The following is a 24,922-nucleotide window of genomic DNA, read 5'->3' as shown; positions in this document are numbered from 1 at the left end:
GCCAAGGTCCGGGCCGAAGTCGCCGCCCTCTGCGCCCGCTTCCCGATCTATCCAAATCTGTGAAGAGACCCTCTTTGAGACACGCAAACGGCGCCACAATGGCGCCGTTTCCGATTCAGATCAGGTTTTGGTTTGCATTCTGCAGCCGCCGGACGGTTGCCGTGCTTGCGCCGGGGCCGGGTATTGCGCGCAGGTTTTCCGGCTTAATCTCGGCCCCGTCCGCATCAAAGAAACGAGTAGTGTCCAAGGGGCGGCCGGTTTCCCCGTTCAGATGCATCACCGGCTCATTGCCCGGCCCGTATTCGAACGTGTTGGCCCATTCGCTCATGGTGATCATCACCGGCAACAGAGCTTTGCCCTTTTCCGTCAGGCCATAGGCCGTTCGGGTTCCGTTTACACCAATTTCGATCTGTTCGAATATCGAATGATCCACCAGTACCTTCAGCCGATCCGACAGGATATTTCGCGACGCGCCGGTATTTCGCCGGAATTCCGTGAACCGGGTTGCCCCATAGAATGCTTCGCGCACAAGCAGCCATGTCCAGCGATCCCCGAAGATATTCATCATCGCCGCGATACCGCAGGTATGTGTGTGCTGGTTCGCCATCTGTGATCTCCGAATTTTGTCTTGGGACACGACTAGCACAAATATGGTTGCGTTTCGAGACCAAGTAGAATTAGTCTTGAAACAAGACCAACCAGTGTTCACGCGACAGAAAAGGGATGGACGATGTCGGAAAAGCAGGCCTGCCTGATCATCGGTGCGGGGGACGATACCGGCGCAGCCATTGCACGCGCCTTTGCAAAAGAAGGCATGATCGTGTGCCTTGTGCGCAGGCCGCGTCATGCTGAGGCACTGGAAGCCCTCGCGGCCTCCATCCGCGACAGCGGCGGCGAGGCGCTTGCCATGCCCACTGATGCACGCGACGAAGAGGAAATGGTGGCCCTGATAAACCGCATCGAGGCCGAAGTGGCACCAATCGAAGTCGCCATATTCAACATCGGCGCAAATGTCCGCTTTTCCATCACCCAGACGACAGCGCGCGTTTATCGCAAAGTCTGGGAAATGGCGACATTTGCTGGCTTTCTCATGGGGCGCGAGGTTGCCGGCAAGATGCTGGAACGCAAGCGGGGCACGATCATCTTTACCGGCGCCTCCGCCAGCATTCGTGGACGTGAAGGTTTTTCGGCCTTTTCGGGTGCCAAACACGCGCTGCGCGCCCTTGCGCAATCCATGGCGCGCGAGCTTGGGCCGAAGAACATCCATGTGGCGCACACCGTGATCGATGGTGCCATCGATTCAAATTTCATCCGAGAGAATGTGCCAGGTGTGGATGACTTGCGCGAAAACGATGCTCTGCTGAACCCCGATGCCATCGCGCAGAATTATGTGATGCTGCACAAGCAGCCCCGAACCGCGTGGACGCATGAGCTGGATCTGCGTCCATGGACCGAAAAATGGTAAGGAGAGTGTGTCCATGACCACTACGATCGATTTCATTTTCGATTTCGGCAGCCCAAATGCCTATTTCGTGCACAAGGTCCTGCCGGATATTGCGCAGCGGGCGGGTGTTCAGGTCAACTATATCCCTTGCCTGCTGGGCGGGATATTCAAAAGCACTGGCAATCAGCCACCTATGGTGGCCTTTGCCAACGTGCCCGCAAAAATGAACTATGAACGGCTGGAGGTGCAGCGGTTCATTGCCCGGCATGGACTGACCAAGTTCAACTTCAACCCGCACTTTCCGGTGAATACGCTGATGTTGATGCGCGGGGCCGTCGCTGCTGAACTGGATGGGACATTGGCGGCCTATTGCGACACCGGGTTTCAGGCAATGTGGGAAGATGGCCTTAAGATGGATGACCCATCGGTGATGGCCGAAGTTTTTGACAAGGCGGGTTTCGACGGGCAGTCGATCCTTGAGCGCACACAGGACCCCGAGGTCAAGGCGCGGCTTGTGAAAAATACCTCTGACGCCGTGGATCGCGGGGTCTTTGGATCTCCGACTTTGTTCGTTGGGGACGAGATGTTCTTTGGCAAAGAACGCCTTGGTCAGGTCGAAGAGATGATCAACGGGCAATCATAGGGCAGGGCGCCGGTTTACAGACGGATTTTCGGCTGTCGCGGCGCAGTCCAATAAGCTCCGGAATCCTCGCGGGTTGCCTCGTATCTGGCAATTCGCCTCTGTGCTTCCTCGCCGCCGGCAGAGACCAGATGCCCGATCAGGCATTCGATCACCGCCATCGCCCCGCCGTAGCAGCCAAAATAGTGCTGTGACTGAGTGGTGACCGGAAATACCACATCCGGGTCGACGCGCGGTGCAATCACCTCGCTGTCAGAAATCAGGATAAGGCGTGCGCCGCGTTCCTTTGCATAGCGAAGGGACTGGATCGTGTCGGCGGAAAAAGGGGAAAACGTGATCCCGATCAGACAGTCCCTTTCATCCGCCGTGATCAGCTCATCCACCGCCGATCCCACATGTCGTGGAATAAGCTGAAGGCTGGGCAATGCCATTCGGCCCGCATAGTGAAAATAATACGCAAGGGCATAGCTGGCGCGTGTGGCGGTGACGTAACACGTGCGCGCTGTGGTCATGTGTTTCAGCGCCGCCGCTATTCTGTCCTGCGTCATCAACCGCAGGGAACGCGAGACGATATTGATCTCGTTCCTTGCGACAATCGCCTGATTGCGCGCCAGATCATCGCCACCCTCCAGGCGCCCCAACCAGTCCTCACCCAGCTTTTCCTCGCGGTCGGTCATCAGCGCCTGACGAAACGGGTCGCGAAAAGGCTCGAACCCGTCGAATCCCATGCGTTGCGCCAATCGCACCAGAGAGTTCGGGCTTACCCCGATCTTGTCCGCCGATACCCGGATCGGGTCCATTCCAAACTCGCCGGGGTGGTCGATGATGTGTTTGGCAACGGATTTCAGCCGGGGCGGCATCGTGTCGATATCCGCCTTGAGGCGGGCAATCAGGCGGGATTTGCGATTCTGGTCCATGCCCAATAAGAACATCTGTTCTGAAAACTGGAAAGTACGAACAGACTTGGGTTTGTGGCGCGGACCTCTTTTCGGAGATCAGCGCATCACAAAGGGGTCCGGAATGGGGTCGTCGCTTGTACGCAGCCAGACAGACTTGATCCTGGTATAGTCCAATGCCGCCTGAAGCCCGCCTTCACGGCCATGTCTTGACAGTCCATGTCCCCCGAAAGGCGCAATCGGGCTGACGGCGCGATAGGTATTCACCCAGACAATTCCGGATCGGATTTTGCGGATCAACCGGTGCGCGCGCGTCAGGTTTTGGGTAAAGACACCGGCTGCCATCCCGTTCAAGTGCCGTGCCGCCGGTGATTAAATCTGCTCCTTCATCCACGGATTGAGCAATAAGGCCAGTGCATTGTCGCGCTGGCGCAGAGTGCAAAGGGGGCCAACCTCGGTCGCCATGTCATCAGGAGCGCCGATAACAACCGCTTCGGCTTTTTCCTTCAGGCGCCTGAGGAATTCGTCCTTGATCGAGCTTTGCACCAGCAACCTCGACCCGGCCACGCAACTTTGCCCAGTGGCTGCAAAAATGCCCGAAACCTGCACGTTGACCGCGCTTTTGATATCGGCGTCTTCGAAAACGATGAAAGGGGATTTTCCGCCAAGTTCCAACGAGGTCGAGGCCAGGTTTTCGGCCGAATTGCGAACGATATGGCGCGCGGTTTCCGGACCGCCTGTAAAGGCCACGTGATCCACCAATGGATGGCTCGTCAGCGTTGCGCCCACATCAGGACCGCCAGTGATGACGCTCAGGACACCTTTGGGAAACCCGGCCTGATCAAAGATTCGGGCAAATTCCAGCATCGGGGCAGGGGCGTCTTCGGACGCTTTCAGGACAACGGTGCACCCCGCCGCCAGAGCTGAGCCGTCGGAAAACTCGCCGTCGATATAGTGCTGAAATATCAGCATTTCCGCTCCTGACAGGGCCTTATTGAAAGGCGGGCATCACGTCGTTGATGAACCGCTCAAGCGAGGCTTTCTTGCGCTCGAACGTCATCGAGCTGTCAATCCAGAAGGAATATTCGTCATATCCCAGCGCCTCATAGGTTTTCAGCCGTTCAATCACCTTTTCGAGCGTGCCGATCACCAGGTCTCGTTCCATCGCATCGGGCGAGTATATCGGATGGGCCGCAATTTCGTCGTCGGATAGCGGGTCGATCAGACCCTGCGTGACATCGCGTTTGTTCATGAACCATGCGCCAAAGTAGCAGTAGAAACGGTTTAGCTCGACGGCGCCCAGTTTGGTGTCTTCTTCGCTGTCAGCCACATATGTATGCATCAGCAGCATGATCTTTGGACGTGGCCGTTCCGGGAATTTCTCGCAGGCGGCGTTGAATTTGCTCATCAGGTCATGAATTTCCCCGTCCCCGTTCCACAAGGGCGTGACCTGCACGTTGCATCCGTTCGAGACGGCGAATTCATGGCTGTTGGGGTCGCGTGCCGCAATCCAGATCGGCGGTCCGTCTTTTTGCAACGGCTGTGGGGACGAGGTGGTTTTGGGGAACGAATGAAACTCTCCGTTATGGTCATAGTCGCCTTTCCACAGCGCCTGAACCGCAGGTACCAGTTCGCGCATGCGCTGACCGGCCTCCCACGCGTCCATGCCGGGTATTAGGCGTTCATACTCAAAGGAATACGCCCCGCGTGCGATGCCCAGCTCAAGACGGCCATCGGTGATGATATCGGTCATCGCCGCCTCACCCGCCAGCCGGACCGGATGCCAGAAGGGCGCGATCACCGTACCGGTGCCCAGCCGCACGTTTTCAGTGTGGCGCGCCAGATCAACAAGGTTCAACATCGGGTTGGGCGAGATGGTGAAATTCATACCGTGATGCTCGCCCGTCCAGACCGCATGCATCCCGCCCCGGTCAGCGATTTTGCACAGCTCGACAAATTCGTCATAAAGCTGTTTCTGATCCTCATCCGAGGAAATGCGCTCCATATGCGCAAAAAGCGAGAACTTCATGCCTCAATTCCCTGATGCCATCGGGCGAACGGTGCCGCTGACCTGATTGCCGAAATATATCCCGAAATTCCCCAACTTACTTTCATCCGCGAACCGTTCCAGCATGGTGCAGATCGCCGGATCTGCAATGTCCATCAGGGTTGTTGGTGTAAGCTCGGTGAACATGCCTTGCGATGTGGCGTCATCACTTGCCTGACACAGAAACGAGATGTGTTGCATTCCGCGCGCTTCGTCTTCGTAAAAGGAATAGATAAATCCGGGCTCGGCCCTTGCGCCGCTTGCATCGATGAACCGCCTCAACGCTGCTGTCGCGCCGTCCTTGCCGACCTTTGCTTCCGGAAGGGACAGTTGCCCGTCGCCAGGATCAATCAACAGAACCTTGCCCTGAAATTCGATCAGCGCCGACACCACAAGGTTGGTGGAATTGCTCAGGGCTTCGGCCTCGGCAGCCGGTGTCACATAGGCCCCGCGCGCATAACCCAGACCGGGGCGGGTGGTGTTTTCAAAGGCTTCGACCTTGCCGATCAGGATCAGGTGGTCACCCGCTTCGACCGTTTGAAATACGGAACAGTCGAACCATGCCGAGACGCCATCGAAAATCGGCGCGCCATGTGGGCCGGTCTGCCAGTCAACCGCTGCAAACCGATCCTCAACGGGACGCGCAAAGGTGTTTGAGACATCCATTTGCGCATCAGACAGGATGTTGATGGCAAACCCGGTCGCTGAACTGAACGCCTGATAATTGCGGGAGCTGTTGGCAAGGCAGACCGACACAAGCGGCGGATCAAGGGATACCGAGGAAAAGGAATTCGCCGTAAACCCCAGTGGATTGCCGTCGTGGTCATGGGTCGTGACAACGGTCACACCAGTCATGAATGCACCGAACGCGTCGCGTAGTGCGCGTGGATCAATCGTGCTCATCGCTCGTCTCCCATTCCTCTGCAGGTGTGTTCAACCAATCTTTCAGAGCATCGTTAACCTGCGACGGTGCTGTCAGGTTCACTTTATGTCGATGCCCGCTGATTACTGCAGACCTGCCGCCCCCGAGCGGCTCTTGGCAGAAGACGCAGGCAAAGACTGAAGCGTGACGCTGAAAATCGAAAACTCATGACAAGCCTGCGGTGATCGCCTAGGCTTTTTCATTACACTACTATTACAAGTACCAGGTGGTCCTGTTGGAACAATTGGCCTTTACCTTTGAGATGGGTGTGGTTTGCGCACTGTTGGCCTTTACTGTTTTTCTTTTCGTGTCCGAAATCGTTCGAATTGACCTGTCCGCCATCCTGGTTCTGGTCATCATCGGCCTTCTCAGTTATGCGCCCGGCCTCGAAAATCTGGCAAACGTCCCGCACCTGTTCGACGGCTTTGCCTCAAACGCGGTGATTTCCATCATAGCCGTCATGATCGTCGGCGCCGGACTGGACAAGACAGGTCTCATGAACAAGGTCGCCGCGATTATTCTGAAATATGGCGGCACAGCCGAAAACCGGGTGCTGCCGATTGTGTCCGGTACGGTGGGGGTTATTTCTTCGTTCATGCAGAATGTGGGAGCGGCCGCACTTTTCCTGCCAGTTGTCAGCCGGATATCCTCAAGATCGGGAATTCCGCTGTCGCGCCTGCTGATGCCCATGGGATTTTGCGCCATTCTGGGTGGGACGATGACGATGGTCGGCTCATCCCCGCTTATCCTGCTGAACGACCTGATCCTGACCGCAAACGAAGGCTTGCCAGCCTCTCAGAAGATGCAGCCGTTCGGCCTGTTTTCAGTCACGCCGATCGGTGCTGCACTGATCCTGTCGGGGATTGCGTATTTTCTGTTGCTTGGCCGATGGGTGCTACCGGGCGATGCCGGGTCGGACAACACCGGCACGGGTCAGGGAATGCAAGAATATCTGCAACGGGTTTACGGTCTCCAAGCGGATGTCTTTGAAGTGATAGTCCCCGAGGATAGCCCTTTGGTCGGTCAGATTCTGGCTGACATCAATCATGAAAACCACCTGTACATTATCTCTACGTTTTATCGCGGCAAGACGTCGATGGTTCAGGTTCTGACGGCCGAGATTGCTGCGCCCTGCAGGCTGGCCATCATTGGCCAGCGCTGGGTGGTAGAGGAATTCGCCAAGAAATTCGGGCTGACTGTCCTTCCGGAACTGGACATTTTCGTCGAGGAATTTGCCCCCACCAACGCGGGCATCGCCGAGGTGGTCGTGACACCTGACAGCAAGCTGATTGGAAAATGCCCCCGCGAACTTCTGTTCCGCAAGACATACGGCATGTCACTGCTTGCAATTCATCGCGGTGAGGAAACGCTCAGCCACGTGGAAACGGACACGCATCAATCCACCCAGATCGGGCTTGAGAACTTTCACGCAGGCGACATGCTTGTGGCCCATACCCGCTGGGACAACCTGATGCGGATCAAGCGCGATCCGGATTTTGTCGTGGTAACCTCGGATTTTCCACAAGATGAACTGCGGCCGCAAAAGGTTGGCTGGGCGCTGGCCTTTTTTGCCGTTTCGCTATCGCTGATTTTGTTCACGGATGTGCGGTTGTCGCTTTGCCTGCTGACCGGTGCCGCGGGTATGATGCTGACCCGCGTGCTCAGCGTGGACGAGGCGTATCGGGCCGTGGGGTGGAACACCGTATTTCTGCTGGCTTGCCTGATACCCTTGGGTCAGGCCGTGCAGAATACCGGCACCGCGGCGTGGATAGCCCAGCAAATCATGATCATTCTGAATGGTTGGCCGATCTGGTCGCTTCAGGCCGGAGTTGCGATACTGGCCACCGCGTTCTCGCTGGTAATGTCTAATGTCGGGGCTACGGTGTTGCTGGTGCCACTTGCTGTGTCGATTGCGGTCGCGGCAGGCGCCAACCCGTCCGTCTTTGCGCTTACCGTCGCCATTTCGACATCAAACAGCTTTATCATCCCAACCCATCAGGTGAACGCCTTGATCATGGGCCCCGCTGGCTACAAGGTCATGGACTTTGTGCGCTCGGGCGGGGTGATGACGGTCCTGTTTCTGGTTGTCTCTCTGGTCATGCTCAACCTCCTGTTCTGAGGCGTTGCCCGTCTAGACAAGACTGCACCCAAAAGCGCGATTTCAGGTTAGGGCATTGCTGCACGCACTGAATGTGTGTAGAGTTTACACATGAAAGGGAGCCCATTATGTCCCGGTCTGCAACAGACAAGCAACGCACGAACGTCACTTTGAATGCCGGGACGCTGGCGAAGGCCCGTGAACTGGGTCTCAATGTGTCCGCAATCAGTGATGCGGCGCTGGCCCGCGCGGTTGCGCAGGCTGAGGCAAAGGCATGGGCCGATGAAAACGCCGCCGCGATTGCCGAGCGCCGGGAATGGATTAGGGAAAACGGAACGCCATTGGCGGATGTCCAGGTACTGAAAATCCACTAATGGCTCAGTTCCATGCCTATCGTATCACGGACGATCGACTTGTTCTCGATCTTCAATCTGATCTGATTGAAACCGGAACACGTGTTGTCGCGCCGCTTATTCCGCTGTCACAAGGGCCCACCCCTCTGGCCAAGTTAGAGCCCATTTTCCAGATCGGTGAAATTGCTTACGTGCTGCACACGGCCGAATTGGCGGCGGTTCCTTCGGGTGTCCTGAAAGGTCAGCCGCTTGCCGACCTGACCAGGCATGACTATCAAATCCGCCGAGCGCTCGACATGGTGTTTTTGGGGTTCTGACTGCCCGGACCAACCTCTTTTCGCCTTTCATGCATCGGTTTCGCGGCTTACCCCGATCCGGTCACGGCATGGCCTGTATTTCCTCGTGCATCCAATCCAGAAAGGCGCTGCTGGCGGGGGTGATCGCATGCGGTGACGGAGCGAACAGATAATACCCTTCGACAAGCGGCGCGCTGGCGGCAAAGGGGCGTATCAAGCGGCCATCCGACACCAGATTTGAAACCAGTGTGTCATGGGCCATGGTCATCCCGGCCCCGCTCAGGGCGGCGGTGATTGCAATGACATAGGTCGAGGCCAGATTGATCTCGCCGGTCCTGTTGAACGGCACGCCACAGGCCTGGCGCCAGGCATCCCATGTGCCGATTGTACCTGCACAGTCAAAAAGGGTTGCCGTTTCCAGATCAAACTCACCTTTCTGATAGTCAGGCGCACAAACCGGATAGAACCGGTCATTGGTCAGCCGCTGCGCGGTTTCGGACATCTCTTCTGGTCGTCCGAACCGAATTTCCAACGCTGCATGTTCTGCATGCCGCTCGGGGTCCCAGATGGGTGTCACGATGTTCAGAACCAGCCAGGGATGGCGGGCATATAGGCGATGCAATCGCGGTGCCAGCCAGAAGACCGAGAATGCCATATTGCACTGCAGGCTCATCATCTGCCCCCGATCCCTGCCGATAAAGGACCGGGTGCTGCTGGCGATCAGGCCAAAGGCTTCGCGAATACCGGGCAGGTAGTTTGCGCCGTCTTCCGTAAGTTCCAGACGGCGCGTTTTTCGGATGAAAAGATCGCGCCCCAGAAACGCTTCGAGGCTGCGAACATGCTGACTTACCGCAGATTGCGTCAGGTTCAGCTCGGTAGCGGCGCGTGTGAAATTCAGATGCCGCGCACTCTCGTCAAATGCCCGCAACCAGGTCAGGGGGGGCAGGCCGGATGGCTGATTTGTCATGATAAACGCATCCATTAGTTTTCTTAATGGCATAGCCCGGAATTCATCATTTGTCACCAAATCCCGGAGTCTGGCATTTCTTTTGAATTCGGAAAGGAACGCACAATGCTTCAGCCCATGACATCGACGAACCTAACACACTGGCCGGAACGTACTGACCTGGCTGCCACTTTCCGGTGGACTGCCAGATTGAACATGCACGAAGCCGTGGCGAATCATTTCTCGCTTGCCGTCAACGAGGATGGCACCCAATTCCTGATCAATCCCAACCAGCGCCATTTCAGCCGGATCAAGGCGTCGGATCTGCTTTTGCTGGATGCAAACGATCCTGATGTGCTGAACACACCGGATGCACCGGATCCAACGGCTTGGGGGCTGCACGGGTCAATCCACCGCCGCTGCCCGCATGCGCGCTGTGTCATGCATGTGCATTCGATCCATGCCACCGTGCTGGCCTGTCTCAAGGACAGCACCTTGCCGCCAATCGACCAGAATACCGCCACGTTCTACAATCGCTATGTCGTGGATGAAGATTTCTCTGGTCTTGCCTTTGAAAGCGAGGGAGAGCGCTGTGCATCCATGCTGTCTGACCCGAAGATCAAGGTCATGATCATGGGCAACCACGGCGTGCTGGTAATCGGCGACTCGGTCGCGGATACGTTCAACCGGCTTTATTATTTCGAGCGTGCAGCCGAAACCTATATCCGGGCGCTGCAATGTGGCGTACCCCTGCGGGTTCTGTCGGACGAGATTGCAGAGAAAACAGCCCAAGAGCTGGACGATTACCCGGGTCAGGCAGATCAGCATCTGGCCGAGCTCAAGGCCATTCTGGATCACGAAAACGACGACTACGCGAGCTGACACGATGCCAGATTACGTTCCTACCAATGCGGCGTCTTCCAGTGTCAGGCTGGACAAAAAGACCCTCAAATCCATTGCGGCCAGATCTGATGCGCCGGGGCTGATCTATCTGGCCAAATGGGCCGCTGCCCTGACCGCAACAGGTATTCTGGTCTGGCTTGCGCTTGGGACGGTCTGGATGTGGCCCGCGATGTTCATCTATGGTGTGGTGCTGACAGTGCCTGCCTATTCCGCCAGCCACGAAGCGGCGCATGGCACGGCCTTTCGGACCCGCTGGCTGAATGAAGCGGTGCTCTGGGTTACGTCGCTTCTTTATATGGAAGAGCCTCTGCACCGGCGCTACACGCATACAAACCATCACACCCACACATGGCATGTCGGCAAAGACAGCCAGATGCCATTCGACACGCCGATGGGGTTTGGCGGCTGGCTGACAGAGGTCACCGGGTTTGGGTTGTTGCGGTTTCACATGCAGGTGTTCTGGCATCTGGCCATCGGCAAATATACCGACACCATGAAAATGGTCACACCCGAGGGTGAATTTCCCAAGATGACCCGCAATGCCCGGATCATGCTGGCAATCTATGCCCTGATCGCCATCGCACCGTTTGCGGGCATCTGGTGGCCGGTCTGGTTTATCGTGATCCCCCGCATCCTTGGTGCACCCGTCATGTTGCTGTTCACGCTGATCCAGCATGTTGAGCTGCAGGAAAACTCGCCCTCGATCTTGGAAAGCACCCGGTCGTTCAAGGGGCATTGGCTTGCTGATTTTCTCTACATGAACATGAACAACCATGTGGAACATCACCTGTATCCGCAGGTGCCATTTCATGCACTGCCTGATCTTGCCATAGCGATCAAGGATCAGGTGCCGGAACCCGACCCGGGTTTTCTGCGCACCAACTGGGAGGTGTTCGTCGTCACCCTGCGCCGGTCTTTGGGGTGGTCGACCAAGGCGGAGTCCATTCGGCAGGCGCCGCATATGATCACCGACGGCGGCCCGGTCAATCGCATCGCCGAGAGGACGATGTAAGACGAACCGGAGCCACCAAAAAAGCTAGGTCGCCCGGACATGCTCGCACCCCGTGCATGTCCGGAGCCTGCGCCATCCAATTCAGGGGAACGGGTCGCGGCCCTTTCAATGCATCATGCGGAGGCCGCCGCCAATAGTTCCCCTGTTCCGCCATCAAATTACAAACAGACAGCCAATAAGAAAGACCTGAGATATGAACGACTGGGTACATGCGTGCACCACCGATGATGTGGATGAAGAGGACCTGATCCGTTGGGATTATGGCGGCCAGACCTATGCGATCTACAACACCGACAAAGGGTTCTTTGCGACGGATGGCCATTGCACCCACGAAGAGCAGCACCTTGAGGACGGTCTGGTCATCGATCAGGTCATCGAATGCCCCCTGCACGGTGGACGCTTTGACATCTGCACCGGCAAGGCGCTGTCCGCGCCATGCACCGTCGATCTGAAAACCTATCCTGTCAGGATCGAAGATGGGCAGGTCTACGTGCAACTGCACAATACCTGAGCGTCGGGGTGATCGGTGGGTCTGCTCCGGGAGGGTTCACGGCGTCAGTCCTTGGATCGACGAACAATGTAGACCCCCGCCAGACACAGTGCAAAGCCACCGGCCACACGCCATGTTACGGGTTCTCCAAGTATCAGCCAGGCCAGTGCTATGGCCAGTGGCGTTACAAGGTAAAGAAGGGTCGATACGCGTGTCGTATCGCCACGCTGAATCAGCGCGACATAGAGGCTGATGGAAATCAGGGAATTGGCGACCACCAGATAGGCCAGCGACAGGATCAGGTCCGGGTGCCAGTGGACCACCATCGTTTCGGTGGTAAAGGCGATGGGCAGCAAAACAGCAAATCCCACGACATACTGCACCATTCCGCCAAGTACCGGGTCACTGCGCCGTCCGTGCAGTTTTTCCAGCAAGGTGGCGGCGGTCAGACCAAAAAGCGCGCTGACCGCGAGCAGCCCGGCAGACAGAGGTACGGCGTTGGTCCGGTCAAAGACACATATAGCGACCCCGACAAACCCCAGCGCCAGACCGGCCCACATCACGGGCCTGCCTCGCACTTCTCCGACCAGCGGTGACAGTGCGGCAACCAGCGCGGGCTGCAAGGCCATCACGATGGCCGTGGCGCCAGCGCCGAGCCCCTGTTTCATCGCCTGATACGCCAACCCGAAATAGACGCACTGGATAAGAAATCCGCTGGCAGCCATGGCGGCCCAATGAACCGGATCGCGCGGCAGTACTGGTCGGAAAACCGCCAGCAGCGGCAAAAGGCACAGAACGGCCAGACCATAACGGATCGCCAGCATGGTCATCGGTTCGATATAGGGCAGCCCCAGCTTGGCAAAGCTGTAGCCGCCTGCCCAGAACAGCACGAACAGAACCGGCGCACCTATCCAGAAAACCGAGACCGCGCGCGCCGTGGTCATCGGCTACACCAGTTTTGCGGATAACCGCCCAAGCATGTCGAGGCACAGCGCCATCTGATCGGCCGAGACGTATTCGTTTGGTTTATGCGCCTGCTCGATCGAGCCGGGACCGCAGACCACCACACTCATGCCCAGACCCTGAAAAATTCCTGCCTCGGTACCAAAGGGCACAACATCCGCACCATTGGCCCCGGTCAGTTCCATTACCAGGTCGCGGGCCTCATTATCGTCCATCGGCTCCAGCCCATCGACCTCACCGATCACTTCGGTCTCGATGCCGGCATCTGGATGGACGGCCTGCATCGCGGGGATAAGTGTATGGGCGCAGAACCGGTGCAACTCGTCCTTGACGTAAGCCGCATCAGCTTGCTGCACCGGCCGCATCTCCCATTCCACCCGCGCTTTGCCGGGGATCACGTTGTGGGCCACGCCACCCACCAGTGCACCGGTGTTGATCGTCGTCCAAGGTGGTTCGAACCGGCTGTTGTCTGGGGCACGGCCCTGCAGCCCGGCCTTCAGTTCCAGCAGTTTCGAAACATAGCGCACCGCGTATTCCACAGCGTTCACGCCGCTGTCGGGGCCCGAACCGTGCCCCTCGAGCCCAGTGAAATGGGTGGTGTATTCATAACAGCCCTTGTGGCCTTCGATGATCCGCATCGAAGTGGGTTCGCCAATGATCGCAACGGCGGGCTTTATGCCTTTCTCGCGCAGAGTATCGGCCAGCGCCCGGGCGCCGAAACAACCGACTTCCTCATCATAGGTAAAGGCAAAATGCACCGGACGCTGCAGATCGAGTTGTGCGTAGCGCGGCGCCATGGCGACCGCAGCGGCGATAAAACCCTTCATGTCGCAGGTGCCGCGTCCGAACCAATGACCGTCACGCTCCTCCATCACAAACGGGTCGGACGACCAGTCCTGATCAGCTACCGGTACCACGTCGGAATGACCGGACAACACGATGCCACCGTCGTGTTGCGGACCCAGCGTGGCAAAAAGGTTGGCCTTTGTTCCGGTCTCGTCATGCCAGATCTCGACCTTGGCCCCGCAGTCGTTCAGCCGGTCTGCAAGGTGTCTGATCATATCCAGATTGCTGTCCGAGGACACCGTGGGAAAGCTGATCAACTCCTCCAACAGGGCTCTGGTATCTTCCAGGATGCTCAAGCCTCAGTCTTTCACAAAGAGCTTACGCTCGACATTGCACAGGGCTTCGGCTGGGCCGCTTTCGGTGATCACGATGGTCTCGGTGGTCTCCAGCCCCCAATCGTCCAGCCACAGTCCGGGCATGAAGTGGAAGGTCATGCCGGGTTGCAGGACGGTCTCATCGGTTGGGCGGATCGACACGGTGCGCTCGCCCCAGTCGGGCGGATAGCTGAGGCCGATCGGATAGCCGCAGCGCCCGCCACGGTCGATGCCAACCTTGGCCAGTTCCGCATTCAGCGCATTCGCAATGTCACAGGCGCGATTACCGGCGCGAGCCGCCTGCAGTCCGGCCTCAAGCCCGGCTGTTAACGCCTCGGATGCGTCGAGCATGTTTTGCGGCGGTTTGCCAAGAAACACGGACCGGCAGAGCGGCGCGTGATATCTGCGATAGCAGCCTGACAGTTCAAAAAAGGTGATCTCGCCCGACTTCATCTCATTGCCGTTCCAGGTCAGATGCGGTGCGGTGGCGTCAATGCCTGACGGGGTCAGTGGCACGATTGCCGGATAATCACCCCAGTCACCATCCACACCGGTTATGCCCGCGTGAAAGATGTCAGCGACCAGTTCATTCTTCAGAACACCCGGTTCGGCCCTTTCCAGCCCGACACGGACGATTTTCTCCGAGATTTTTGCGGCCTTGCGGATGAATGCCATCTCTTCGTCCGACTTCACCCCGCGCTGCCAGTTTACCAGCGCCGTGGCGTCCTCCAGCGTGGCATTGGGCAATTCGGCGTCAAGCACCGCATGGGCCTTGGCGGAATAATAATAGTTCTCCATCTCGACACCGACACGGGCGTTCCCAAATCCCATCGCGCTGAGATGCCCGGCGAGATCTTCCATCGGATGGCAGGTGGTGGACTGGATATAATGATCGGCGTAACCCAGCACTTTTTCGTCGTTCATCCAGACGGTCCGACGCGCGCCGTTGGCATCCTGAACGCGGCCCCACCACAATGGGTCGCCTTCCATGCCCAGAATTACGCCTTGATGCACATAAAAAGACCAGCCGTCATAACCGGTCAGCCATGCCTGATTTGACGGATCGGTGACAAACAGAACGTCAATCCCGGCTGCATCCATGGCCTTGCGGGTTTTTGCGATGCGGCGGTCGTATTCGGCCTGACTGAAGGGGGCATGTTCTATCGGCATAAGATTTCGTCGCCCTGTCTGATGCGCTTCTGCCGCAACTCTGTGTTTGCGCATGGCGGTTCGTCAATCAAAAAGCATCCCCGGCCTGTTCCTTTGGCAATGGTGGGGTGCCCATGGTGCGCATCGCATTGTTGCCACCTTACCACGGCGTGTGGTTCGAAATCCTGTTCGCGGCACTGTAAGTGACCCGCATTCCTTGTGGCCAGACAGATGCACGACTACCTGAGGGTGAGTTGTTTCAAGCCGGGATACCGAATGCGCATACGTCTTGCAGCTTTGATCATTGCTGTTGCCGCTGCTCTCTTCTCCTACAGCACATTCCGCCCGGTGCCCGCTTAGCCACCCCTGACGGACATATGCGTCAGTGGCGCGTGGTCGGGGTCTGCGGATCAGGTGGAGTTGGCCGTTGACAGATACATTTAACGGCTGGGAAACAAGTATCCCATCAGGCATCTTCAATAGCGCAGCAGTCAGGACGGCACCATCAACAGCCCAAAAATGCTGCAAATGCGAAAAATTGCGCGAACTGGGTCAAAATGCGCGCCTCCCTGCGATTGATCCCGTGGCGATCCTGATTTATGTGAGCCCTGTCAAAACAGAGTCACCCCCGGAGCGGTCGCATATCCACGCTCCGCCCGCGCCACGTCTTTCGTGGCATCACTCTCGGATCGCACGCCCCTAAAGGCTTAAAAAAGGTAAGGGAATATGGCAGATAAATCGAACTTCGACGTATTGTATACCATTGTAGACGAAGCGCCTGAACTGGCCAGCGCCTCGTTCCTGCCCATCATTCGCAAGTTCGCCTCGGCCGCTGGCGTCAGCGTCGGCACCAAGGATATCTCGCTGGCCGGTCGCATCCTTGCAACCTTTCCGGAAAACCTGACCGACGATCAGCGCATCACCGACGATCTGGCCGCACTGGGCGAGTTGGTGAAAACGCCCGATGCCAACGTTATCAAACTGCCCAACATCTCGGCTTCGGTGCCGCAGTTGGTGGCTGCGATAGAAGAGTTGCAGTCGCAGGGCTATGACATCCCGAACTATCCCGAAGAGCCCTCGACCGACGAAGAAAAAGCGATCCGTGCGCGTTATGACGCCATCAAGGGTTCGGCCGTGAACCCGGTTCTGCGCGAAGGCAACAGCGACCGTCGTGCAGCGCGGGCGGTCAAGAACTATGCCCAGAAGAACCCGCATTCGATGGGTGAATGGGCGTCGGACAGCAAAACCAAAGTGTCGTCCATGCCGGGCAACGATTTTTATGCCAACGAAAAATCGGCAACCATCACTGCCGCGCAGGCGGGTGATGCGAAGATCGAGTTCGTCGGCAAGGACGGCAGCGTAACCGTCCTGAAAGACGGCTGGCCGCTGGCAGAAGGTACCGTCGCCGACGCGACCTTCATGTCGGTCAAGGCGCTGTCTTCGTTCCTGGCGGACGCCATTGAAGACACCAAAAAAGACGGCACCATGTTCTCGTTGCACATGAAGGCCACGATGATGAAGGTCAGTGACCCGATCATCTTTGGCTATGCCGTCAAGGCGTGGCTGGCCCCTGTGTTCGAGAAATTCGGTGCGGAACTGGATGCGCTGGGTGTAAACCCGAACTCTGGTCTGGGCGATCTGCTTGACCGCGTGAAGGGCAACGCTGACATCATGGCCGCTATCGACGCCATCAAGGCGGACCGTCCGTCCATGTACATGGTCGACAGCGACAAGGGCATCACCAACCTGCACGTGCCATCGGACGTGATCATCGACGCCTCGATGCCGGCTGTGATCCGCGCAGGCGGCAAGGGCTGGGACGAAACCGGCGCCAAGGGCGACACCAACTGTGTCATCCCCGACCGCTGCTATGCTTCGGTCTATGACGAATCCATCAACTTTTTCAAAGCCAACGGCGCACTGAACCCGGCCACCGCCGGTGCCGTGGCCAATGTCGGCCTGATGGCGCAAAAGGCCGAGGAATACGGCTCGCACCCGACCACGTTCCAGGCGCCGGCTGATGGCACCATCCGTATCGTTCTGGCCAATGGCGAGACGCTGCATGAGCACGCGGTTGAACAAGGCGACATCTGGCGCGCCTGCACGGTCAAGAAAGCCCCCATCGAGAACTGGATTCAGCTGGCGATGGATCGTCAACGCCTGACCGGGTCCGAGGCGATCTTCTGGCTGGACGCAAACCGCGCCCATGATGCCGAGTTGATCAAGTACGTGAAGCCCGCGCTTGAAGCTGCTGGTGTTGCGAACAAATTCCTGATCATGGCCCCGCGTGAAGCGACCCGCCAGTCACTGGAAACCATCACCGCAGGCAAGGACAGCATCGCCATCACCGGCAACGTGCTGCGCGATTACCTGACCGACCTGTTCCCGATCCTCGAACTGGGCACCTCGGCCAAGATGCTATCCATCGTCAAGCTGATGAATGGCGGCGGCCTGTTCGAAACCGGTGCCGGTGGTTCGGCCCCGAAACACGTGCAGCAGTTGGTTGAGGAAAGCCACCTGCGCTGGGACTCGATGGGTGAGTTCTGCGCCTTGGGTGAATCGCTGAACTTCCTGGCTGACAGCAAGGGCAACGCCAAGGCGGGTGTTCTGGGTGCCGCGGCCGAGGCTGCGACGCAGGGCATTCTGGACAACAACCGGTCCCCAAGCCGCAAGGTGGGTCAGCCTGACAACCGTGACAGCCACTACTGGTTTGCCCGCTACTGGGCCGAGGCACTGGCGGCACAGTCGGATGATGCCGAACTGGCGGCATTCTTTGCCCCGATCGCTGCGGAACTGGCCGAAAAAGAAGGCGAGATTCTGGGTGAACTGGCAGCTGCACAGGGTAAGCCCGCTGATCTGGGCGGATATTATCACACCGACCCTGCCAAGACTGCCGCAGTCATGCGCCCAAGCGCCACTCTGAATGCGATTATCGGCTGATATTCTCTAAACTTCCGGTACAGGCCCCCGCCCACGCGGGGGCCTTTGCTGTTTCCGGAAACAGTCAGATGACTGTTTCTGCTGCCTGTGCGTTGCTCATGTGTTGGCGGCTCAGATGATCCAGAAACAGCTTGGAAACCCGCGTCGGCGCCGGGTGCTTTCTGGCGATGGCGGCGAAATTCGAGCGATAGTGAAACATCTCGGGCAGAACGGCCTGCATCTGGTTTTTGTCCACAAACTCTTTTGCAAGATGATCGGGCAAAAACCCCATATACCGGCCCGACATGATCAGAATTGCCAGTGCCTGTTCGTTCTGAACCTTGGCCGCGCGCCGAAAGCCCAGCCGCTGGCCAACCATCTGATTGGGAGAGCTGACGCTGATGCCCGCATAGCCAAAGGATTGCACGTCCGACATGCTCAGCCCCGATCCCTGCGCGCCGTACAGGGGATGCCCATGCCCGCAATACAGATACATGTTCTCTCCATATAGCGGCACATAGTTCAGGCTGGGTGAGGGCCGGTGCAGCGCGACGATGCCCAGATCAAGCCGTCCGCTGATGACCATCGTCTCGATCACGTTGGGAGGCTCAAGCGACAGTTCAATCTCGACGGCGGGGGCGGATTTGTTGAATTCGGCAATGGTCCGCGACAGGTGAGCTTCGGGGTTTGACGCACACTGATCGAACAGGGCCACCCGGATCGTTCCCGCCAGTTGTTCCTTGATCTCGTTCACCTCGGTCCTGAACTGCGATACCGAAATCAGCAGATTCTCGGCGGCGTGCAATACCTTCTGGCCGTCTTCGGTCAGGGAAAACCCGCCGGGACCGCGATTGCACAACTTCAGGTTCAGCCGAAGCTCCAGATCCGAGATGTGTTTCGAGATCGTCGATTTGCCGATGTTCAGGTCGATTTCTGCCGCCGACAGACCGCCGCTTTCGACCACTGTCTTGAATATCCGCAGCAGGCGGATGTCGGTGTCGCTGATCCGTGTGGCAAGTGATTTCCGGGACATCTCTCAAGTTCGATATTTGTGAAACCTTTCGCGCAAAGATTAGCAACGAAGAAACGGTTTGCGCAAGATACGTTCGCGCCGCCGAGGCAGAATCGGACTGGCCAACTCTCCCCTGGCCGGCGCGCTCCTCGAAAACCTGACAAATGGGAGGACATCCATGTCATTCATCAACAAGCTTGGCACCTTCACCGCTGCTGTATCCGTGGCGGCCCTGATGGTAGCGGGCGCAGCCGACGCGAAGAACTTCAAGATCGCGGTTGGCGACAGTGCGGGCAGCCCGCAGGAAGCAACCGGCAAGTTCTTTGTCGAAGCTCTGGAAGAAAAATCAGGTGGTGAACACACCGGCACCCTGTTCCTGAACGGTCAGCTGGGTTCCGAACAGGACACCGTGAACGAAGCGGCCATCGGCACGCTGGACATGTCGCTGCTGGCAATCAACAACGTCACACCGTTCTCGCCGTCGGTGGGCGTGTTCACCCTGCCTTACGTCATCCTCAGCCTGGAAGACGCCGAAACCCTGACCCAAGGCCCGATCGGTCAGGAACTGACGGAAAACACCATCCGTGACGCAGGTGTCCGCATCATCGCGTGGACCTATACCGGCTTCCGTCGCCTGACCAACTCGAAGAAACCGGTTACTTCGGTTGCCGACCTGCAGGATCTGGTCATCCGCGTTCCCAAGAACGAGATCATGATCGAAACCTACAAGGCATGGGGCATCAGCCCGACCCCGATGGCCTGGTCGGAAACCTTCACCGGTCTGCAGACCAAAGTCGTCGACGGTCAGGACAACCCGTACATGACCATCAACGCAATGAAGTTCTACGAGGTTCAGGACCACGTCACCAACCTGCGTTACATCTTCTCGATCGAACCGCTGATCATCTCGGAATCCGTGTTCCAGAGCCTCAGCGAAGAAGAGCAGCAGATGATCCTCGAAGCGGGACAGGAAGCGACCCTGAAATCGGCTCAGTTCCTGCGCGACTCCGAGGCCGCGATCAAAGAAGAGCTGGTCGCCAAGGGCATGGAAATCGTCGATCCCGAGAATGACGAGGCCGAATTCATCCAGCTCGCGACCGAGGCCGTATGGCCGCAGTTCTACGACTCCATCGGTGGCGTCGAAAAGATGAACGCCGTTCTGGCCGCCATCGGCCGCGACCCGGTCCAGCAATAATCGCCGCAGAGCGATAGGAGGAAGAGCGCCACGGCGCTCTTCCCGTCTCAGGGAGGAGGGAAACCATATGTTCTGGAAGTTTCTGGACAATATAGAAAGCGTCATATGCCGGATATTGTTGACCGGCTTTGTCATCCTGCTGTTCGTGCAGATCGTGGCGCGCGAAATCTTCGGCTTTTCGATCAGCTGGATCGAAGAGCTCTCGGTCTACATGTTCGTCTGGTTCGTCTATTTCGGCGCCAGCTATGCGGCCCTAAAAGGCGCGCATAACCGCGTGACATTCCAGTTCAAGTTCCTGCCTGACGGTTCGATCAAGTACATCGAAGCGTTTGCCGATCTCTTCTGGCTCTTCTTCAATGTCTACTTCCTCTATCTGGCGACCGATTTCGTCTTCAACAAGATGAACAAGTTCTGGAAATCCCAGACTTTGGGCATCGAGATGAAATACATCTACATGGTGCTGCCCATCGCCTTTGCGCTGATGACCTTCCGCATCATTCAGGTGAATTACCGCCGCCTGATCAAAGGCGAAGACATCCACGATCCCGATCAGATCGACCTCGATGAAATCAAAGCTGCCGCCGAAGCGGCAAAGCACGACTGAGGCAGGGAGGAAAAATCATGGAATCCGAAATCGTCACAATCCTGTTTGGATCATTCTTGTTTCTGCTGCTGATCGGCGCCCCGATCACAGTTGCACTGGGCGTCGCCTCGCTGGTCTCGTTCCTGTATCTGGGCGACAACCCGATCAAATTCGTGCAGATCGCCTTTACCTCGGTCGGGTCCTTCCCGCTGATGGCGTTGCCCGCATTCATTCTTGCCGGGGCCCTGATGGAGGCCGCCGGTATCTCAAAACGCCTGATCAATGTTGCCGAAAGTCTGGCCGGTCCGTTCACCGGCGGGATCTCGGCGGCGACCGTCATGGCCTGTCTTTTCTTTGGTGCCATCTCGGGCTCGGGCCCGGCAACAACCGCGGCGGTGGGGATGCTGATGATCCCTGCGATGATCGACCGCGGGTATGAGCGCGGCTATGCCTCGGCGATCACGGCCTCCTCGGGCGGCCTCGGGATTATCATTCCTCCCTCCATCCCGATGGTGATCTTCGGCATTGCCGCGCTCGGTATGGCGCCTCCGCCGGAAGCGGTCGAGAAATTCGGCACCTTCCAGTCGGTTTCGATCTCGAAACTGTTCATCGCAGGGTTCGTCCCGGCTTTCCTGATCGCCACCAGCCTGTTGATCCTGAACTTTTTCATGTCGAAAAAGCGTGGATACAAGGGCTCGGCCGAAGGCTGGTCCATCCGCAATGTATTCTGCGAGATGTATCGCGGTTTCTGGTCCTTGATGGCGCCGCTGGTGATCCTTGGCGGTATCTATACCGGCTTTTTCACACCGACCGAGGCCGCCATCGTCGCGATTTTCTACACGCTGGTCGTAGGTGTCGTGATCTATCGCGAACTGACATGGGCGTCGTTCTTCCAGTCGCTCGAAGCAACCACATGGCTGACCGGTCGCGTGCTGCTGATCCTGTTCACGGCAACCGTGTTTGGCCGTTTGCTGGTGGAAAACCAGATTCCGGCGATCATTGCGGACTCGATGCTGAGCTTTACCGACAACCTCTATGTGATCTGGGCACTGATCATCTTCTTCCTGCTGTTTGTCGGCATGTTCATGGAGACACTGGCCACCATCCTGATCTTGGTTCCGGTGATGCTGCCCGTGGCCTATTCGGTGGGCATCGACCCGATCCACTTTGGTGTGGTGATGGTCTGTACCCTTGGCATCGGCTTCCAGACGCCGCCGCTGGGTGAGAACCTGTTCATCGCCTCGGGTATCTCGAACATCACGATTGAACAGATCTCGTTGCGGGCGCTGCCGTTTGCGGCTGCCAACACTATCGCGATCTTCATCATCGCCTTCTTCCCCGAACTGTCGCTGTGGTTGCCACGGCTGCTGGGCTACTGACCCGGAAAGGATGACGACATGAAACAACTGGTCACCAACATCCTGTTTGCCACGGACCTGTCGGCCAACTCGACCCACGCCCTGCGCCATGCTGCCAGCATAGCGCAGGCGACCGGAGCGCAAATTCACGTCCTGCACGTGAATGAGCCGCTGTCGGATGACGCCAAGATCACGATGGAGATGTTCATCCTGAACGAAGACACCCGAAAGACCGCGATGAAGCGCCGTCATGAAATGGTGCGTCAGGTTCTGGCGGAACGGCAGGCCAATTTCTGGGCGAACTTCACCGGCGATGACGCCAAAATCCGCGAACAGGTGACCTCGATCGAGGTCACCGACGGCCACCCGGCAGAAGTGATCCTGCGCCGTTCGGTCGAGCTGGAGTGCGACCTGATCGTGCTGGGCGCGCATGACCACGGCTTCTCGCACACCTTTCTGGGCACCGTCGCCAAGCGCGTTCTGCGGCGCTCCAAAATCCCGACGCTGATCGTACCGAACACGTACGAAACGTAACAACCCCTCTGAAAAGGAAGTACAAAATGAACAAAACCCTGACCGCGCAGGACCTGGCCGACACGTTCGACGCGTTCAACCGTCACGACATCGACGGTGTGATGACCCACTTTGCCGACGACTGTGTGTTCTACACCGTCGCCGGTGACGAGAAATATGGCAACAAGGTTGAAGGTTCTGAGGCCATCGCCGCCGCGTTCTCGGGCGTCTGGGCCGGTATGAAAGACGCCCATTGGGATCACCACAGCCACTTCGTTCACGGCGACCGTGCAGTATCGGAATGGACCTTCTCGGGTACCGATGCCAACGGCATGCGGATCGAGGCCGAAGGCGCCGATCTGTTCACCGTTCGTGACGGAAAAATTGTCGTAAAACAGGCGCTTCGTAAGACGCGCCCGATGTTCAAAGCCTGATCCGCCGCCCTGCGCGCAGCCCCGGAGAAAAACAAGAATGGTGGACAACAGCATCCCGCGTCACTGGCCAAAAACCAGCTATGACCCGAAATACGATCCTATTATCGACGCCGGTCCGGGTCATAACCGCGACCATGCCCCGACATATTGGATTGGTACAGCGGGCACCCCGCCCGAAGATGACGGACCCGTTTCCGGCGATATGGACGCGGATGTCGTTGTCATCGGTTCGGGCTATACCGGCCTTTCGACCGCTATTCACCTTGCCAAGGAACATGGCATCCAAGCCGTTGTTCTTGAAGCAAATACTGTGGCCTGGGGCTGCTCGACCCGCAATGGTGGGCAGGCACAAATTTCGTCCGGGCGGCTGAAACGGTCGCAATGGATTCAGCGCTGGGGTGTTGAAACGGCCAAGGGAATGCATCGCGAAGTTTCCGAAGCGTTCGAGCTGTTCAATGATCTTATCGCCAGTGACGACATCGACTGCGACCCTCAGCCGGGCGGGCACTACTACATCGCGCATCGTGCCAAGGTCCTGCCGGGTCTTGAAAAGGAAAGTGCGCTGCTCAACGAAACGTTCGGTTACGCCTCCCGCATCATCGGGCGCGAGGAACTGCATGCCGAACATGTCCGCGACATGGAAGCGCACGGCGCCATGTGGGAGCCCGACGGAACCTGCATCCACGCAGGCAAGTTGGCGTTTGGCTATGTGAACATGGCCCGGCGTTTGGGTGTCAAAATCCACACCGGCAGCCCGGTGATGGGTTGGGAAACCAAAAATGGTGTGCACCACCTGCGTACACCGGGTGGTATCGTCAGGGCAAAGACTGTTGCGATGGCGACCGCAGGGTACACGCCGCCGGGGCTGAACACCAAGACAAAACACCGGCTGATGCCGATCCTGTCCAACTCTCTGGTGACGCGGCCGCTGACCCAGTCCGAATTAGAGGAATGTGGCATTCAGACGAAATCGCCACTTACTGATACCCGGACGTTGCGACACTATTACCGCCTGCTTCCTGATAACCGGATGCAGATCGGCAGCCGTTCGGCCGTGACCGGTCGCGACGCGGAAAACGGCAAGCATCTGGAGCTTCTCAAGAAGGGTCTGGCGCGTAAGTTTCCGGCTCTGGAAGATATCAATCTGGACTACTCGTGGTGGGGTTGGGTTGACGTCAGCCACGACATGATGCCGCGTATTTTCCAGCCCAATCCTGACGAGCGTATCTTTTACGCGATGGGATATGGCGGTAATGGTGTCATGTATTCGGCGCAGGCCGGGCGCCGTATGGCGCAACAAATTGCCGGCGTGAAGGATGAGGTGTTCAACCTGCCGATTTTTACATCGCCGCTTCCCAGCCATGGCGTGCTGACGCCCTTCCGCCGGTTGGGTCAGCGCTTTGCCTATATCTGGTACTACCTCAAGGATGAAGTGGCCTGATCCGCCACACCGACACTCACTCAAAAGGAAAAAACTCATGAAGATGACGACGGAAGAGGCCTTTGTTAAGGTACTGCAGATGCATGGTATTGAGCATGCGTTTGGGATTATTGGCTCGGCGATGATGCCGATTTCGGATTTGTTTCCG

24 protein-coding genes and 1 pseudogene are annotated in these 24,922 nt (G+C 57.7%); 15 read left to right on the top strand and 10 right to left on the bottom strand.

The features are described 5' to 3' along the window. Window positions 1-115: 115 nt before the first annotated feature. Window positions 116-607 carry a winged helix-turn-helix transcriptional regulator gene (locus ACR0NW_RS23670; protein WP_480453224.1) on the bottom strand — a complete coding sequence of 164 codons (492 nt, stop codon included), beginning with the start codon at window positions 605-607 and terminating at the stop codon, window positions 116-118. Between the two features lie 123 nt (window positions 608-730). Here ACR0NW_RS23670 and ACR0NW_RS23665 point away from each other — a divergent pair, with 123 nt between their 5' ends. Both ACR0NW_RS23665 and ACR0NW_RS23660 read left to right on the top strand, forming a co-directional pair. Continuing rightward, a complete protein-coding gene (locus tag ACR0NW_RS23665; RefSeq protein ID WP_480453221.1) occupies window positions 731-1,465 on the top strand; it encodes an SDR family oxidoreductase in 735 nt (244 codons plus the stop codon). Window positions 1,466-1,478: 13 nt separating this feature from the next. Next, window positions 1,479-2,087 (top strand): DsbA family protein, encoded by a 609-nt coding sequence (locus ACR0NW_RS23660; protein ID WP_480453219.1) that lies wholly within the window; start codon window positions 1,479-1,481, stop codon window positions 2,085-2,087. 14 nt (window positions 2,088-2,101) lie between these two features. Here ACR0NW_RS23660 and ACR0NW_RS23655 read toward each other — a convergent pair whose 3' ends face one another. From ACR0NW_RS23655 to ACR0NW_RS23640, 4 genes and pseudogenes are all read right to left on the bottom strand, one after another. Next, entirely contained in the window at window positions 2,102-3,001 is a 900-nt protein-coding gene (locus tag ACR0NW_RS23655; protein WP_480453217.1) for a MurR/RpiR family transcriptional regulator, read from the bottom strand. 78 nt (window positions 3,002-3,079) lie between these two features. Continuing rightward, window positions 3,080-3,910 (bottom strand): annotated as a pseudogene (locus ACR0NW_RS23650) (aldehyde dehydrogenase family protein); the annotation flags it as partial. Window positions 3,911-3,971: 61 nt separating this feature from the next. Then, on the bottom strand, window positions 3,972-5,009 hold the full coding sequence (locus ACR0NW_RS23645; protein WP_480453215.1) for an LLM class flavin-dependent oxidoreductase: 1,038 nt from the start codon (window positions 5,007-5,009) through the stop codon (window positions 3,972-3,974). 3 nt (window positions 5,010-5,012) lie between these two features. Then, a complete protein-coding gene (locus tag ACR0NW_RS23640; RefSeq protein ID WP_480453213.1) occupies window positions 5,013-5,930 on the bottom strand; it encodes a flavin reductase in 918 nt (305 codons plus the stop codon). A 281-nt stretch (window positions 5,931-6,211) separates the two neighbouring features. Between ACR0NW_RS23640 and ACR0NW_RS23635 the strand changes: the two genes are divergently transcribed. The 3 genes from ACR0NW_RS23635 to ACR0NW_RS23625 all read left to right on the top strand — a co-directional run bounded on the left by ACR0NW_RS23635 (window position 6,212) and on the right by ACR0NW_RS23625 (window position 8,717). Further along, window positions 6,212-8,068: an SLC13 family permease gene (locus ACR0NW_RS23635; protein WP_480453230.1), complete on the top strand. Its 1,857-nt coding sequence runs from the start codon at window positions 6,212-6,214 to the stop codon at window positions 8,066-8,068. A gap of 107 nt (window positions 8,069-8,175) precedes the next feature. After that, window positions 8,176-8,421, top strand: a complete 246-nt coding sequence (locus ACR0NW_RS23630) for a type II toxin-antitoxin system CcdA family antitoxin (protein WP_170657489.1) — start codon at window positions 8,176-8,178, stop codon at window positions 8,419-8,421. Continuing rightward, window positions 8,421-8,717, top strand: coding sequence for a CcdB family protein (locus ACR0NW_RS23625; protein WP_170657491.1), 297 nt, complete (start codon window positions 8,421-8,423; stop codon window positions 8,715-8,717). Before ACR0NW_RS23630 ends, ACR0NW_RS23625 begins: the two co-directional genes overlap by 1 nt. 61 nt (window positions 8,718-8,778) lie before the next feature. On the opposite strand, the gene ACR0NW_RS23620 is transcribed toward ACR0NW_RS23625, so the two are convergent. Next, on the bottom strand, window positions 8,779-9,663 hold the full coding sequence (locus ACR0NW_RS23620) for a LysR family transcriptional regulator (RefSeq protein WP_480453211.1): 885 nt from the start codon (window positions 9,661-9,663) through the stop codon (window positions 8,779-8,781). 105 nt (window positions 9,664-9,768) lie between these two features. Between ACR0NW_RS23620 and ACR0NW_RS23615 the strand changes: the two genes are divergently transcribed. The 3 genes from ACR0NW_RS23615 to ACR0NW_RS23605 all read left to right on the top strand — a co-directional run bounded on the left by ACR0NW_RS23615 (window position 9,769) and on the right by ACR0NW_RS23605 (window position 12,068). Then, window positions 9,769-10,524, top strand: a complete 756-nt coding sequence (locus ACR0NW_RS23615) for a class II aldolase and adducin N-terminal domain-containing protein (protein WP_480453210.1) — start codon at window positions 9,769-9,771, stop codon at window positions 10,522-10,524. Between the two features lie 4 nt (window positions 10,525-10,528). Continuing rightward, window positions 10,529-11,557: a fatty acid desaturase gene (locus ACR0NW_RS23610; protein WP_480453209.1), complete on the top strand. Its 1,029-nt coding sequence runs from the start codon at window positions 10,529-10,531 to the stop codon at window positions 11,555-11,557. A 193-nt stretch (window positions 11,558-11,750) separates the two neighbouring features. Continuing rightward, window positions 11,751-12,068 (top strand): non-heme iron oxygenase ferredoxin subunit, encoded by a 318-nt coding sequence (locus tag ACR0NW_RS23605; protein ID WP_480453208.1) that lies wholly within the window; start codon window positions 11,751-11,753, stop codon window positions 12,066-12,068. Between the two features lie 44 nt (window positions 12,069-12,112). Here ACR0NW_RS23605 and ACR0NW_RS23600 read toward each other — a convergent pair whose 3' ends face one another. Genes ACR0NW_RS23600 through ACR0NW_RS23590 form a run of 3 tightly spaced genes read right to left on the bottom strand, consistent with a single transcriptional unit; the run spans window position 12,113 to window position 15,340 of the window. Continuing rightward, entirely contained in the window at window positions 12,113-12,991 is an 879-nt protein-coding gene (locus tag ACR0NW_RS23600; RefSeq protein WP_480453207.1) for a DMT family transporter, read from the bottom strand. 3 nt (window positions 12,992-12,994) lie between these two features. Next, the gene (gene argE, locus ACR0NW_RS23595; protein WP_480453205.1) at window positions 12,995-14,152 is read right to left on the bottom strand and encodes an acetylornithine deacetylase; all 1,158 of its coding nucleotides are present in this window, start codon (window positions 14,150-14,152) and stop codon (window positions 12,995-12,997) included. Window positions 14,153-14,155: 3 nt separating this feature from the next. Beyond that, window positions 14,156-15,340 carry a M24 family metallopeptidase gene (locus ACR0NW_RS23590; protein WP_480453227.1) on the bottom strand — a complete coding sequence of 395 codons (1,185 nt, stop codon included), beginning with the start codon at window positions 15,338-15,340 and terminating at the stop codon, window positions 14,156-14,158. Between the two features lie 705 nt (window positions 15,341-16,045). Between ACR0NW_RS23590 and ACR0NW_RS23585 the strand changes: the two genes are divergently transcribed. Then, window positions 16,046-18,259 carry an NADP-dependent isocitrate dehydrogenase gene (locus tag ACR0NW_RS23585; RefSeq protein WP_480453202.1) on the top strand — a complete coding sequence of 738 codons (2,214 nt, stop codon included), beginning with the start codon at window positions 16,046-16,048 and terminating at the stop codon, window positions 18,257-18,259. 64 nt (window positions 18,260-18,323) lie between these two features. Here the strand turns inward: ACR0NW_RS23585 and ACR0NW_RS23580 are convergent, their stop codons facing one another. Next, complete coding sequence (locus ACR0NW_RS23580; protein ID WP_480453201.1) at window positions 18,324-19,271, bottom strand: LysR family transcriptional regulator; 948 nt, start codon at window positions 19,269-19,271, stop codon at window positions 18,324-18,326. A 157-nt stretch (window positions 19,272-19,428) separates the two neighbouring features. On the opposite strand from ACR0NW_RS23580, the gene ACR0NW_RS23575 reads away from it, so the two are divergent. The 6 genes from ACR0NW_RS23575 (at window position 19,429) to ACR0NW_RS23550 (ending at window position 24,774) form a co-directional block, all read left to right on the top strand. Then, window positions 19,429-20,445, top strand: a complete 1,017-nt coding sequence (locus ACR0NW_RS23575; RefSeq protein ID WP_170657509.1) for a TRAP transporter substrate-binding protein — start codon at window positions 19,429-19,431, stop codon at window positions 20,443-20,445. 67 nt (window positions 20,446-20,512) lie between these two features. Further along, window positions 20,513-21,049, top strand: coding sequence for a TRAP transporter small permease (locus tag ACR0NW_RS23570; RefSeq protein ID WP_170657511.1), 537 nt, complete (start codon window positions 20,513-20,515; stop codon window positions 21,047-21,049). Window positions 21,050-21,066: 17 nt separating this feature from the next. Further along, the gene (locus ACR0NW_RS23565; protein ID WP_480453198.1) at window positions 21,067-22,407 is read left to right on the top strand and encodes a TRAP transporter large permease; all 1,341 of its coding nucleotides are present in this window, start codon (window positions 21,067-21,069) and stop codon (window positions 22,405-22,407) included. 18 nt (window positions 22,408-22,425) lie between these two features. Next, on the top strand, window positions 22,426-22,920 hold the full coding sequence (locus tag ACR0NW_RS23560) for a universal stress protein (RefSeq protein WP_170657515.1): 495 nt from the start codon (window positions 22,426-22,428) through the stop codon (window positions 22,918-22,920). Window positions 22,921-22,946: 26 nt separating this feature from the next. After that, a complete protein-coding gene (locus tag ACR0NW_RS23555) occupies window positions 22,947-23,333 on the top strand; it encodes a nuclear transport factor 2 family protein (protein WP_480453196.1) in 387 nt (128 codons plus the stop codon). A 37-nt stretch (window positions 23,334-23,370) separates the two neighbouring features. Next, a complete protein-coding gene (locus ACR0NW_RS23550; protein WP_480453195.1) occupies window positions 23,371-24,774 on the top strand; it encodes an NAD(P)/FAD-dependent oxidoreductase in 1,404 nt (467 codons plus the stop codon). Window positions 24,775-24,922: the final 148 nt, after the last annotated feature.

Source organism: Ruegeria sp. CF5 (assembly GCF_056537325.1).
The sequence above is the reverse complement of the archived record's forward strand: the minus strand, read 5'-3'. Positions and strand labels throughout refer to the sequence as shown.